The organism is Streptomyces wedmorensis (assembly GCF_000716445.1).
In the GTDB taxonomy this organism is placed as follows: Bacteria; Actinomycetota; Actinomycetes; order Streptomycetales; family Streptomycetaceae; genus Streptomyces; species Streptomyces wedmorensis.
Genome location: NZ_JNWK01000005.1, coordinates 29346 through 42895 on the forward strand (window position 1 = coordinate 29346; position 13550 = coordinate 42895).

Sequence of the window (13550 nt, forward strand, 5' to 3'; positions counted from 1 at the left end):
CGCTCCACGTCTGCGTATGCGAGATTGCTCGACATCAAGATATCTCGTGATCGCGGTCCTCGGTAAAGGGCCCCATGAGCTCGTCCTCGCACCGCACCCCGGCGGCCTCCACGAAGGGGCCGCCGAGCCGGTACGGGGCGGGGGCACCGTCCACGTCGACGCGGCGGAGCAGTCCGAGCAGGACGAGTCCGGCGGCGGCCGTCACGCCGGCGGCGAGGGCCTGGCCGCAGCGGTGGGCGAGCCGGAGCTCCGCGGGGTCGTAGGGGGCGGTGGCGGGCAGGGCGAGGGTGTCGCCGAGCAGCCAGAGGCCGGCGCCGAGTCCGGCCACGGTGAGCAGGGCGAGCGGGACGGTCACCGGGAGGCCCGGCAGGAACGGCCCGCGCCGGGCTCCCGGGCGGACCTTGCCCTTGCGGGCGAGGAAGGCGATCAGCCCGCAGTCGACCGCGAGGACGACGAGGGCGGCGGCGATGACGTCGCCGGGCCGGTGCCGGCCCGAGGCGACGGTGTACGCGCCGACGGCGACGGCCCAGAGGGCGCCGGCGCCGACGGCGAGGGCCCTGAGCCGGTAGGGGACGACCAGGACGAGACCGAACGCGACGCCCAGGGCCAGCGTGGTCTGGGCGCTGGGGAAGCCGCTGGGGACGACGGCGCCCGCGGTGTCGAGGAGGCGGGGGCGGGGCGCGTACCGCTGGAGCAGTCCGGTGACGGCGAGGGCCGTGACCAGCGTGCCCGCCGCGGCCCCGGTGAGCGCGTACCGCTTGCGTATCAGGCCCACGGCGAGGAGGAGCACGCATCCCGCGGCCAGCGAGAAGGTGGTCAGGCCGGTGACGGAGGGGTGCTCGCGCAGCAGGGTGACGGCGGTGGAGTCCGCGCGGCGGCCGGTCACGGCGGCGTCGCCCCAGCGGCGTCCGGTCGCCGTGAGCACGAGGCCCGCGTAGACGACCGTGAGGAGGAGGACCGCCCCGAGGCAGGCACGCCGTGTCCGGGTGCGGACCCGGGTGCTGAAGGAGCCGGCGGTCTCGCCCGCCACGGCGGCGTACCACCAGGTGTCACCGGTCTCCAGCGGCCTCGGGGAGCCGCCGGCGCGGAGCCTGTCGTAGGAAGCCATGCCCCGATTCGAACCCACGCGCGGCCACCCCGCCCGCTGGACGCACCCGAACGACACGCGGGCACGGACGGACGCCCCGCGGTGGGGCGGACGGAGATCCGGCCCGGGGCGGCCCTCGGCGGGAGGGCGTGCGGCCGGGCGCCGCGAGCCGGGCGGGCCCTTCAGGACGGGGCCTGGGCCCGGCCGTGGGGCGCCCCGCGGGAGGCACCCCGTGTGGTCAGTGTCCGCGGGACGGGCGCTGGCCGAGGACCAGGAGGACGAGGCCCGTCAGCAGGGTGAGCACGCTCGCCACGCCGAGGCCGGCGCGTACGGCCCGGTCGTCGGCGAAGGGGGCGATCGCCTGGACGGCGAAGGCGGCGGCCATCAGCAGCTGGCCCCCGCCGTAGAGGCCCGTCCGGAAGACCCGGGTACGCAGCCAGGGCCAGACCCAGCCGGTGCGGATCGCGGCGACGCCGCCGATGGCGAAGAGGAGCGCGAGAGCGCCCGGGACGACGACGTGCCGGTCCATGTCCGACCCCCTGGTCCCCGGCCCGCTGCCGGAGTCGGCGCGATCATGCCACAGCAAGGTGACTGGAGCCGTCGCGGTCGTGACGGCGGGTGCCGTAGAGGGTGAACGCCGTGTTCACCAGGGCGACATGACTGAGGGCCTGGGGCATGTTGCCGAGCTGGCGGGCGGCGACCGGGTCCCATTCCTCGGCGAGGAGGCCGACGTCGTTGCGGACGTCGAGGACGCGCTCGAAGACGGCGCGGGCCTCGTCGGGACGGCCCGTCATGGCGAGGGCGTCGGCGTACCAGAGCGTGCAGGCGACGAAGGCGCCTTCGGTGCCGCCGAGGTCGTCGAGGGCGTGGGTGCCGCCGTCCCGTACGTCCCCGTACCGGCGCAGGAACCCGTGGTCGTCGAGCCGTTCCATCGCGCGCACGGTGCCGAGCACGCGCGGGTCGCCGACCGGGAGGAAGCCGAGCCGGGGGATCAACAGGGCGGTGGCGTCGACCTGGTGGCTTCCGTAGGACTGGGTGAAGGAGCCCTGCTCGGCGCTCCAGCCCCGGGCGCAGATCTCCGCGTGCAGGTCGTGGCGCAGGGCCTGCCAGCGGTGTACGGAGCCGCGGAGTCCGGCGACGCGGGCGAGGCGGACGGCCCGGTCGGCGGCGACCCACGCCATGACCTTGGAGTGGACGAAGTGGCGGCGCGAGCCGCGGACTTCCCAGATGCCCTCGTCGGGTTCCTGCCAGCGTTCGCCGAGGTACTCCAGGAGCGCGGCGACCAGGGCCCAGGTCGGGGGGTCGAGGACGACGCCGGCCCGGACGGCCGAGTAGACGGTGTTGAGGACCTCGCCGTAGATGTCGAGCTGGAACTGGTCGACGGCGGCGTTGCCGAACCTGACGGGCCGTGAACCCTCGTAGCCGGGGAGCCATTCGGCGTTCGTCTCCGGGAGGCGGCGCTGCCCCTCGACCCCGTACAGCGGCTGGAGGTCGGCCGGGGCGCCCGCGACGGCGCGGAGCAGCCACTCCGTCCAGGCGAGGGCCTCCCTGCGATAGCCGCCGCGCAGCAGGCAGGAGAGCGTGAAGGTGGAGTCGCGCAGCCAGCAGAAGCGGTAGTCCCAGTTGCGCTCGCCGCCGATGGATTCCGGGAGCGAGGCGGTGGCCGCCGCGACGACGCCGCCGGTGGGGGCGTACGTGAGCGCCTTGAGGGTGAGCAGGGAGCGGATGACGGCCTCCCTGGCGGGGCCGTCGTAACGGAGCGCGGCGGCCCAGTCGTTCCAGAAGGCGAGGGTGCGGGTGAGGGCGCCGTCGATCCCGGCGGGTGTGGAGGCGGCGGGCGCGGCGGCGTGCGAGGGGCGCCAGCCGAGGGTGAAGGCGATGCGGCGGCCGGCCGTGACGGTGAAGTCGACGGTGGTTCCGTCCGGGGTGACGACGGGGTCGACGCCGGGGCCGCAGGAGAGGTAGGCGGCGTCGGGTCCGGCGATGGAGGCGACGGTGCGGCGGTCCACGGATCGGGTCCAGGGCACGATGCTGCCGTGGTGGAAGCGGACCGTCCACTCGCCGTGCATCACTACTCGTCCGGCGATCCCCTCGACCACGCGCACGATCGTCGGGGCGTCTTCCCCGAGGTCGCGCGGAGGCATGAAGTCGGTGACCCGGACCGTGCCCGAGACGGATTCCCAGACGGTGTCGAGGACGAGCGTGTCACCGCGGTAACTCCTGCGCGTGCAACGGGACGCGCCGACGGGGGCCAGGAGCCACCGGCCGTGCTCGGGGCCCCCCAGGAGGGCGGCGAGACAAGCCGGCGAGTCGAATCGGGGTACGCACCACCAGTCGACGGACCCGTCGGTCCCGATGAGCGCTGCCGTCTCCAGGTCACCGACGAGGGCGTAGTCTTCAATTCGCCCTGCCATGACGGGATTGTATGCCCGGCGGAGGGTCGTTGCATAAACGACCAGGAATTCCACGGTCGACGATCAACGCCTCACGGGCGTTTCCTTCTGGTATTCCTTCGCGAACAACGGCATATCCTTCCGCATTTCTTGACGCGTTCGGCCTTCACGCAGGATTCTGGAAGACGCGGGTCCGCAGCGCGGAAGGCCGTACCGATGAGTAGTGATGGGCACCCCCTGCGCCGGTCGACCGACCGGGCGTCCGAGTCGGGCGTGCGGACGGTGAGCCTCGTCCTCACGATCCGCCCGGGCCACGGGGACCCGGGGCCCGACCTCGACGCCCTGCTCGGACAGGTGCCGGCGAGCGTGCGGGAAGTGGTGCTGGTCGGGGCGCCGAAAGGTGCCGGGGGCGCCGACGGCGGCGCGGCGCGCCCGGATCTGACGGTGCGGAGCGTGGGGGCCTGGGACTTCGAGAAGGGCGACACCCCGCACGCGGGTCTGCTCGCGGCCACCGGCGACCTGATCGTGCTGATGAACGCCGACGGAAGCATGTCCCCGCACGAGATCCCGCATTTCCTGCACTATCTGGAGAACGGCTACGACTTCGTCAAGGGATCGCGTTTCATCGCGGGCGGGGACGTCGCCGCCTCTTCGCTGGCAAGGCGCCTGGGACATCGCGCGTTGCTGCGCGTGGCACGCAGGCTGTACGGCCAGCGCCTCACCGATCTCTGGTACGGGTTCTGCGCTTTCCGGCGCTCTTTCGTCGATCTCCTCGACCTCCGCGAGGACGGGGTGGAACTCGGGGCGGAACTGGTCGCCCACGCGCTGCACTACGGGCTGCGCGTGGCCGAGGTGCCGAGCCGCGAACTGCCGTGCCGCCACGGGGCGTCGCGCCTGCGCACCGTCCGTGACGGCGCCCGTATCCTCGGCACGCTCCTCGACGAACGGCCGCACAACGCGCTGTCGCGCCTGGCTCACGGTCCCTTCCGCGGCTCCTCCGGTTGACGAATCACCCCGGGGAAGCTAAGGCTGGATACAGCGCGATTTCAAGACAAGCGCCATAGGACAGACGTTTCAGGACGAATCAGCTCAGCACTCATCAGGCCCTCGGAAGGGTCGGTTGCCGGAAGAGGCTCGTCGTGACCTTCCTCCCCATCAGCCGAACGCCGGCGGCATCCGCACCGCATCCCCTGCGGCGGGTGACCGACTGGCCCCTGTCCGAGGCCCGGCGCCGTCGGCTCTGCCCCACCCCGCACCGCCCGACCGCCCACCCGGCACGCCGGATCTCCGACCGGATCCACGCCGCCGCCGCGCCGTCCGTCAGCCGGGCGTGCAGGCCGCGCGGCGCGGCCCGGCGCCGGCGCGCCCGCACGGTGCGCGCGAAGGCCGCACGGCGCCGCGACTCCGGCGGATCAGGCGCATCGGACGGGCCGGGTCGATCAGACGGCCCTGACGGCCCCGCTGCGGGCCCAGGCATCACCCGCGTCATCCACGTCCCGTCGCCGTACCCCCGAACACGCGCCCGGGCGTACCCCGACGGGATCCCGCGGACCGGTGGACCTCGGAGGCGGGTGCCGTGACCGCCGCACGAGGTCCCCTCCTGGTCGCCGTGTCGGGGCCCGCCGACGCCGACCGGTCCGCGCTGGTCGGCAGGCTCGCGGCGCTGCTCCGCGAACGCGGCCTGGCCGTGGTCGTCGTACGAGGTCACGGCTGTCTCCTGTGCCGTCGGCTCCCGGTTCGCACACGCGTGAGGGACGCGGGGGAACCGGGTGGGGACGGGTGGGCACGACGCGCGACGGATCCCGAGCGCCGGGGATCCGCGCCGCGCCGTGTCCACGCGTTCCTGGAGGCGGCCGGGCTCGCCGCCCGGATCGCGGTGGCCGGGACGGTGGCGCGGAAAAAGGCGCGGACGCGTGGCGGACGGGCGGTGGTCGTGACCGAACGGGGGCCGCTGGACGGCCTGGTGACGTTCGATCCGCCGGCCGCCTCCGGCGCGGCGGGAGCCTTCCGCCGGATCGCCGGTCGCTACCACCTGACGCTCCTCGTGGACACCGGCCCGGACAGGCCCCGCGGCCGCGACCGGGCGGACGCCGCCGGTCACCCCGCCCCCTCCTGGGCCCGCTACCGCGACTGGTCGCGCCGACTGCCGCGGATCGCCCGGCTCGACGGCGAGCGGGCCCCGTCCCTGGTCGCGGGCGCGGCCGTGGAGCGGATCGTCGACGCGATACGGGAACGGGAGCGGGCCACCGAACAGGCTCGGGTCCACGCCCTGGAACAGGAACCGGAACGGGAGCAGGCGGTCCTGCACGCTCAGGCCCACGCCCGGCAACGGGAGCAGACCGTCGAGCGGGCTCGGGCCGTTCCCGCGCGAAACCCCGTGCGGGACCCGCGCGACGGCACGCGGCGGCGGCACATCGTGGTGTCCGTCTACGACGGCGACGACCTGCCCGGCCACCGGGGCGGCGGAGCGCTGGTGGCCGCGAAGGTGGCCCGGCGGCTCGCCGAGGACTTCCGGGTCACGGTCGTGACGGCGGGGCGGCACGGGGGCACGGAGGAGCGCGACGGCATCCGGTACGTGCGGCTGCCGGTGTGCAGGGCCGGGCCGCGCGCCGGTCGGCTGCTGTTCCTGGCGCTGCTTCCGCTCGTGTCCCGCCGCATCCGGCACGACCTGTGGCTGGAGAGCTTCACGCCCCCGTTCTCGACGAGCTTCCTGCCGCTGACCACGGCCGCCCCCGTCGTCGGCATCGACCAGGGCCGCCGCGCGGAGGCGCTGTGGCGGCGCTACCGCATCCCGTTCTTCCTGGTGGAGCGGCTGGGGCTGCGCTGCTACCGGCACATCGTGGTGACGAACACGGCGGACGGCGCGGCGGTGCGGCGGCTCAGCCCCCGGGCCGACGTGCAGGTGATCACCGGCGGCGTCGAGCAGCGGGGCCTCGACGAGACGCGGCTCGGGACCGGGCAGTTCATCCTCTTCCTGGGCCGGATCGACAGTTGGGCCGGGGGCCTCGACCTGCTGCTCGACGCGTACGACCGGGTGCGGCCGCCGCTGGACCTGCTGCTCGCGGGGAGCGGCACCCCGGACGAGGAACGCCGGCTCGCCGACCTCCTCGCCGCGCGGCCCCACGGGACGGAGCCGCGGATCCACTGGGTGGGGCCCGCCGAGGACGACCGCAGACTCCAACTCCTGCGCGACAGCGCCTTCCTCGTGCTGCCGTCCCGCCACGAGACCTTCGGCCTGACGGCCCTCGAAGGCATGGCGTACGGCAAGCCCGTTCTCCACTTCGACCTGCCCGCGCTGCGCTGGATGCGCGACGGCGGGAGCGTGGCCGTGCGGCCGTTCGACGTGGCGGCCTTCGGGGAGCGCATGGCCGAGCTGGCGGGCGACGCGGCACTCCGCCGCCGTCTCGGGCGCCGCGCGGGGCTGGCCGCACGGCACTGCACGTGGGACGAGACGACGGGCCGCTATCTGGCCCTCGCCCACCGGCTCCTGGACGCCCCCGCCTTCCCCCGGCGGCCGCGGACGAGAGGGGGCGTCACGGCAGCCGACCCGCCGACGGATTCCGCTTCCGCGTCCGGCGCCCCGCACCGCCGGCGGAGGGGCCGCACCGGTGGAGGTGCGTGATGGCCGTCGCCGAGCGGCGTCCCCGGGTGCTCCTCCTGACCAGCGGCCCGCTGGACGGGGACGGGGGCAGTGACGTGCGCCTCGCCCGGTCCGTCCTCGACGCGCTGCCCGACGTGGACTTCCTCTGGCTCACCCAGTGGCCGCATCCGGGCCGGGCCGGGCCGGGGCGCGGGCGCCCCGTCCGCGTCCTCTCCCGCGGCGAGAGGCCGCACGTCTCCGAACGCGTGCAGGCGACGCTGGCCGCGGCGGCGTTCGCGCGCCGGGTCGACCTGGTGCACGCCGTCCTGACGGTCGGTCGGGCCTTCCCGGTGTTCTCGTGGCTGAGGCCGCTGCTGCTCGGCGGGCGGCCGGTCCTCCACACGGTGCCCTGCGTGGTGGACCCCCGGATCCTGGCGCGCGTCCGGCCGCTGGGGACGACGGTGGCCCTGTCCGAGTCGATGGGGCGCCGGCTGCGGGCCGCCCACTTCGGTGACGTACGGGTCGTCCCGCCCATGATCGCCCTGGAGGACTGGCCGTACCTGCCGCGTCCCGAGGGCTTCCCCACCGTCCTGTTCGCCGGCCACCACGACCCGCACGGCGGCGCGGAGGTGTCCATCGACGCGGCGGCGGAGGCCCGGCGGGCGGGCAGCGAGTTCCGGCTCGTGCTGGCGATGCGCGGCCGGCCGGGCCAGGATCTGGAGGCGCTGAACGAGGCGCTGCGGGAGCGGGCCGGTGCGGCGGGTCTCGTGGACGTGGAGGTGCGCGGGTACGTCGAGGACATGCATGCCCTCCTGGCCTCCGTCCACGTGCTGCTGTTCCCGCCTGTCTCCCTCGGCCGCAAGGCGGACATCCCGTTCACGGTGATGGAGGCCCTGGCCTCGGGCCGGCCGGCCGTCCTCAGCGACCTGCCCCAGTTCGCCGACTTCGGCCACGCCGTGCTGCGGGCCCCCGCCGGTGACGCGCGGCGCACGGGCCAGCAGTTGGCGTGGCTGCTCGACCAGCCGCGGTCGTGGGACATGCTCGCCGACCGGGGGCGGGCGCTGGTCGAGGACCACTTCGGCCCCGAGCGGTTCGCCGCCCGGTACGCGGCCCTCTACCGGGAGTTGCTGTCCTGAGGGTCCTGGGTCCTGTCCGGAGAGTCACGCCTGGCTCTCCGGGCGGACGACGCTACTTTCCGGCCAGGTCCTCGGGGCGCTCCGCCGTCAGGAGGAGCACGCCGGTGTCCCCGTACTCGGGCAGCGTGCGGTCCTTGGCCAGCCGGACGATCCGCAGGCCGGTGGTGCGGGGCGCGAACACGCCCCGCAGGGCCTCCTCGTCGACCGGGCAGGCGGGCCAGACCGGTCCGGTGCCGATGCGGTAGCTCGGCATCCGTTCCATGAAGGAGGCGAGGAGGCGGCCGCCGGGGCGGACGGCCCGGACGAAGGCCGTGCACAGGGCGGTGAACTCGTCGAAGTCCTCGGTGACGCTCTCGGCGACGAAGTTCATGGACGCCAGGTCGTAGCGGCCCGGGGTCAGATCGTCCGCCGTGCCGGGCACGACCCGTACCCGGGAGAGCGCGTCGGCGCAGCTCTCCGGGAGGGCGGGGTCGAGCGAGCGGCAGAGCGCGTAGAAGGGCTGCCAGCTCTCGTCGGCCCCGTGGACGAGCTGGTGGCGGAGGTAGCGGACGTTGGCGGCACTGGGTTCGAGTGCGTCGACGCGGCGGCTGGCGGCGCCCGCCAGCATCAACGGGTACAGGTTGGGCCCGGCGCCCAGTTCCAGCGTGCGGTCCAGTGCGGCGGGGGCGTAGCTCCGGTAGACGGCGGAGTGGTGGTGGATGACGCCGACGTCGCACGGGTGCAGTCGGCGGTAGTTCTCGGCGAGGTAGTCGACGACGGGCCAGGCGTTCCAGTCGGCGTCGCGGTTGCGGCGCGCCCGGCGCTCCGCCCTCGGGCGCGGCCCGGTCCGGTCCATCACTGCTCCGGCGGCCGGAGGGCCGCGACGGGACCGTTGGCGGCGGGCTGGAGGGGGAAGCGGCCGGCGAGTTCGGTGAGGGCCGCGCAGAGTTCGTCGATCTCCTGGTCGGTGTTGGCGGCGGTGACCTGGATGCGGAAGCCCACCCGGTCGCGCGGGACGAGCGGGTAGGAGGCGAGGGTCACGTAGATGCCGTGTTCCCAGAGGAAGAGCGCGACGGCGTCGAGGTCGCCGGCGTCGCCGAGGGGGATCTCGATGATCGGCAGCCCGTCGGTGTTGGGGGTGGCGATCCCGAGGCCGCGGACGTGGGCGAGGACGCGGGCCGTCTTGCGGTACAGGTCGGCGCGGATCTCGTCCCCGCGCTCGTCGTTGACGTCGAGTCCGGCGAGGGCGGTGGCGAGCGAGGCCGTCGGCGAGGGCCCCGAGTAGAGGTAGGGGGCCGCCGCGACCTTGAGGTGGTCCTTGAGCCACTTCGGTACGGCGAGGAAGGCGAGCAGCGAGGAGAACGCCTTGGAGAAGCCGCCGACGAGGACGAGGTCGTCGTAGCTCTCGCCGAGGTGGCGGACGATGCTGTTGCCGCGCGAGCCGTACGGGCTGCTCTCGCCTGGGACGCGTTCCCCGATGACGCCGAAGCCGTGGGCGTCGTCGACGTACAGCAGGGCGCCGTTCTCCCGGCAGATCCTGGCCAGGGCGGGCAGGTCGGGGAAGTTGCCGGTCATGCTGTTGACGCCGTCCATGCAGACGAGCCGGCCGGCGTCGGCGGGCGCGCCGCGCAGCAGGGTTTCCAGCTCCTCGGGCCGTTCGGAGCGGAAGCGGTGGATCTCGGCGCCCTGGCCGCGGGCGGCGACGCAGCCGTCGTACACCGTGCGGTGCGCCTGCGCCTCGACGAAGACCTGGCCGGTGCCGGCGAGCAGCGGGATGACCGACTGGTGGATGAGGGTGATGGTGGGCAGGAGGAGGGTGTCCGAGGCGCCGAGGAGTTCGGTGAGCCGCTCCTCGATCCGGGGGTAGAGCCGGGGGCTGCCGATGAGCCGGGACCAGCTCGGGTGCGTGCCCCACCGTCTCACCTGCGGTTCGATCGCTTCGATGACGGTGGGGTCGAGGTCGAGGCCGAGGTAGTTGCAGGAGGCGAAGTCGACGAGCCAGTCGTCGCCGACCCGGATGCGTCGGCCGTCGATCTCGTCGATGACGGCGTCGCACATGCGGCTGGTCCGCTGGAGGTGTTCCAGGTCCCGCCAGCGGGACGGCCGCGGGGGCCGTCCGGTCGCGGACGTCACGTCGTGGACGGCGGTGTGTCCGGCGATGCGGGCGGCCGGGCCGGGGAGGGGGCGCTCGGCGAGCTTGACGGCCGGCCGGTCCGCGGCGTGCGGGGCGCGGTGCAGGTACGACTCCGCCTGGTGCGCGGTCATGGGGCGGGCGAAGAGGTAGCCCTGCCCGAACCGGCAGCCCATGTCGGCGAGGAGTGCCCGTTGTTCCTCGTGCTCGATGCCCTCGGCGACGACCTGGAGGCCGAGGACGTCGGCGATGCGCACGATGCCCTCGACGAGCGCCACCTGCTGCGGGTCGGTGGTGATGTCGTCGATGAAGGACTTGTCGACCTTCAGGACGTCGATGGGGAACTCGCGGAGGTAGCTGAGCGAGGAGAACCCGGTGCCGAAGTCGTCGATGGCGATGGAGACGCCCATGTCCTTGAGGGCGGACATCGTCGTGCGGATCTGGGCGTCCTGTCGCATGAGGACGGTCTCGGTGAGTTCCAGGACGAGGGAGCCGGGTGCGAGTCCCGACGAGTGGAGGGTGCGCCGTACCTCTTCCAGGAGGCCCGGGTCGCGGAACTGGCGGGCGGAGACGTTGACGTTGGCGTACAGCGGGGTGGTGCGGGGGTGGGCGCGCTGCCAGCGGGCGATGTCGAGCGCCGCGTGTTCGAGGACCCAGGCGCCCAGCGGCATGATGTGGCCGCTCTCCTCCGCGAGGGTGATGAACTGGTCGGGGGGCACCATTCCGCGCCGGGCGTGCGGCCACCGGATGAGTGCTTCGAGGCCGGCCGGGGCGCCCGTGTCCACCTCGACGATGGGCTGGTAGCGCAGGGCGAAGGCGTGGTCGGCGATGGCGGTGTCCATGCCCGCCTGGAGCTCGTGGCGGGCGACGAGCCGGGAGTGGAGCTCGGGGTGGAAGAGCCGCCAGCGCTTCTTGCCGGCCGCCTTGGCCGCGTACAGGGCGAGGTCGGCGTGGCCGAGGAGCTCCTCGGCGTGGGCGCTGTCGAGGACGGTCGCGATGCCGACGCTCGTGGAGACGGAGACGGCTCCGTCGGTGAGGTGGAAGGGCTGGCTCAGGGTGTGCACGATCTCGGCCGCCAGGGCCTCGGCGTCGCGGGGTTCCCGGGCGCCCTCGATGAGGACGGCGAACTCGTCGCCGCCGAGACGGGCGGCGGTGTCGGTCAGCCGCAGGACGGCGGTGAGGCGGCGGGCGACGGCGACGAGGAGTTCGTCGCCGACGGAGTGTCCCATGGTGTCGTTGACGACCTTGAAGTCGTCGAGGTCGACGAAGAGCATGCAGGTCAGGGTGGACTCGCGGCGGCCGCGGAGCAGGGCGCGCTCGATCCGTTCGAGGAGCAGGACCCGGTTGGGGAGGCCGGTGAGGGAGTCGTGGAACGCCCGGTGGGTCAGCTCCCGTTCCAGTTTCCGCTGCTCGGTGACGTCCCGCAGGGTGAGGACGAGGCCGTGCACGGTGCGTTCGTTGCGCAGGTTGCTGCACCGGACCTCGACCTCCAGGTCGGAGGCGTCGCCGTGGAGGAGTTTCCAGTCGTCGCGGGCGTCGACGGCCTCGCGGCCGCGGGCGTCCGCGAGGACGCGCAGGGCGCTGGCGGCGTCGGCGGGGGCGATCAGGTCGGTGAGCGGGGTGCCGGGGAGGAGCGAGTGGCCGAACATGGACTCGGCGGAGGGGCTGGCGTACCGGACGGTGTCGTCGTCGTCGACGATGAGGATGACGTCCGAGGTGTTGTGCACGAGGGTGCGGAAGTAGGCCTCGCTGGTGCGGCGGTTGACCTCCTCGCTGAGCCCGAATCGTTCGAGGGCGAGCGCGGCCTGTGAGGCGAGGGACTGGGCGGGGGCCGCGATCTCGGCGAGTTTCTTCTCGGGTCCGGCGAGCAGCAGCACGCCGAGCAGCGAATCGCGCCCCGCGGGGGTCTGGAGCTCCAGGGGGCAGAGCAGGGCGTGGGTCTCGCCCGCCACCTCGGCGGCGACGGCGGGGTCGAGCCGCAGGACGGGCAGGAGCCGGGCGCCTTCGGCGACGATCTGCGGCCAGGGCGTGTCGGGGTGCCGGGTCAGCACCTCGGTCCGGCAGCTCCAGGGGTGGTTGACGGTGGCCACGGCGTTGAGGCCGCCCGCGCGGTCCCGGGTGAAGAGCAGGACCCGGTGGTCGGCGTCCTGGCCGAAGAGCGTCGCGGACGCCGTCTCCACGGCTCCGGCGACCTCGCGGGGGCTCAGGGCGGCGACGAGGGACGCGGCTGCGGTCCTGAGGCTGCGTTCGCGTGCCTCGGCCCGGTCGTGGTCGTTCATCATGCCCCAGAGCCGGGCGAGGACCAGCAGGAACATCAGCGCCGAGAAGATCGCGATGACGGCGATGTCCTGGTCCCGGTCGTGGCGCAGCGACTGGAGGAGGAGCAGGGCGGGGGCGACGAGGGAGGCCCCGGCGAGCAGCGCGAGCCGTCGCTCCGCCATCTTCGGGGCCGGTTCCGGGGCGCGCTCGGTGAGGCCGGTCATCGAGGGGTGGAGGGCGGCGAGGCCCCAGGCGGTGAAGAAGACGACCCAGCCCAGGTCCCAGGCGGTGCCGACCTGCCAGGTGCCCTTGAGCTGGAGGGTGCCGTAGATGACGTCGGAGGCGAGGATGCCACAGGTGCCGAGGGTGAGGAGCTGTACGGATCGGGAGCGCAGGCCGCCGGGTACGAGGAGCCGGGCGAGCATCGCGAGCATCAGCACGTCGCCGAGGGGATAGGCGATGGAGATCGCCTTCTCGGTCCAGCTCATGTCCTCGCTCCTGGCCAGCGGGGTGATGAGGTTGACCCAGGACAGCAGTGCGAGGCCGGAGGTGAGGATCAGCGCGTCGAGGACGACGCCGAGGTCGCGCCCGACCGCCCGGTAGCGGATGAAGCCGAACAGGCCGACGGCGAAAAGCGGGTAGGTGACCAGGTACAGCGCGTCGGCGATGGACGGGAAGGGTCTGGTCTGGCCGAAGAACGCCTCCAGGGCGTTGTAGGTGGTGTCACCGCCCACGAAGGCCAGGTTGGCGGCGGCGAGGACCAGCCATGGCCAGCGCCGGACGGGCCGGTGCAGATGGACCCCGACGAGGATCGCCGCGACGCCGCTCAGCCCGATGAGGGCCCACAGGACGGTGTGCCGGGCGGGGAAGAGCAGGTAGGCGACGGTGAGGAGCGTCACGGCCAGTAGGTACAGCAGGGTCCATCTGCGCAGTGCCCCGGTCATGGTGAGCGACCGGTCGGGCTGACCCAGCGGCATCTTCGACC

At 73.9% G+C, this 13550-nt stretch carries 8 protein-coding genes; 3 read left to right on the forward strand and 5 right to left on the reverse strand.

All coding sequences use genetic code 11. The features are described from left to right. Positions 1-34: 34 nt before the first annotated feature. From OO54_RS04680 to OO54_RS04690, 3 genes are all read right to left on the reverse strand, one after another. Positions 35-1108, reverse strand: a complete 1074-nt coding sequence (locus OO54_RS04680) for a phosphatase PAP2 family protein (RefSeq protein ID WP_033201589.1) — start codon at positions 1106-1108, stop codon at positions 35-37. A gap of 217 nt (positions 1109-1325) precedes the next feature. Beyond that, entirely contained in the window at positions 1326-1616 is a 291-nt protein-coding gene (locus OO54_RS04685) for a hypothetical protein (RefSeq protein WP_033201590.1), read from the reverse strand. Between the two features lie 43 nt (positions 1617-1659). Continuing rightward, positions 1660-3501: a glycoside hydrolase family 15 protein gene (locus OO54_RS04690; RefSeq protein ID WP_033201591.1), complete on the reverse strand. Its 1842-nt coding sequence runs from the start codon at positions 3499-3501 to the stop codon at positions 1660-1662. A gap of 261 nt (positions 3502-3762) precedes the next feature. On the opposite strand from OO54_RS04690, the gene OO54_RS04695 reads away from it, so the two are divergent. The 3 genes from OO54_RS04695 (at position 3763) to OO54_RS04710 (ending at position 8196) form a co-directional block, all read left to right on the forward strand. Next, entirely contained in the window at positions 3763-4485 is a 723-nt protein-coding gene (locus tag OO54_RS04695) for a glycosyltransferase family 2 protein (RefSeq protein WP_033201859.1), read from the forward strand. 571 nt (positions 4486-5056) lie between these two features. Further along, positions 5057-7102 carry a glycosyltransferase family 4 protein gene (locus tag OO54_RS04705; protein ID WP_033201593.1) on the forward strand — a complete coding sequence of 682 codons (2046 nt, stop codon included), beginning with the start codon at positions 5057-5059 and terminating at the stop codon, positions 7100-7102. Continuing rightward, positions 7102-8196: a glycosyltransferase family 4 protein gene (locus OO54_RS04710; RefSeq protein ID WP_033201594.1), complete on the forward strand. Its 1095-nt coding sequence runs from the start codon at positions 7102-7104 to the stop codon at positions 8194-8196. The genes OO54_RS04705 and OO54_RS04710 overlap by 1 nt, the downstream gene beginning before the upstream one ends. Before the next feature lie 52 nt (positions 8197-8248). Here the strand turns inward: OO54_RS04710 and OO54_RS04715 are convergent, their stop codons facing one another. Continuing rightward, complete coding sequence (locus OO54_RS04715) at positions 8249-9031, reverse strand: class I SAM-dependent methyltransferase (RefSeq protein ID WP_051786708.1); 783 nt, start codon at positions 9029-9031, stop codon at positions 8249-8251. After that, complete coding sequence (locus OO54_RS04720) at positions 9031-13542, reverse strand: aminotransferase class I/II-fold pyridoxal phosphate-dependent enzyme (protein ID WP_234439234.1); 4512 nt, start codon at positions 13540-13542, stop codon at positions 9031-9033. The genes OO54_RS04715 and OO54_RS04720 overlap by 1 nt, the downstream gene beginning before the upstream one ends. Between the last annotated feature and the right edge of the window lie 8 nt (positions 13543-13550).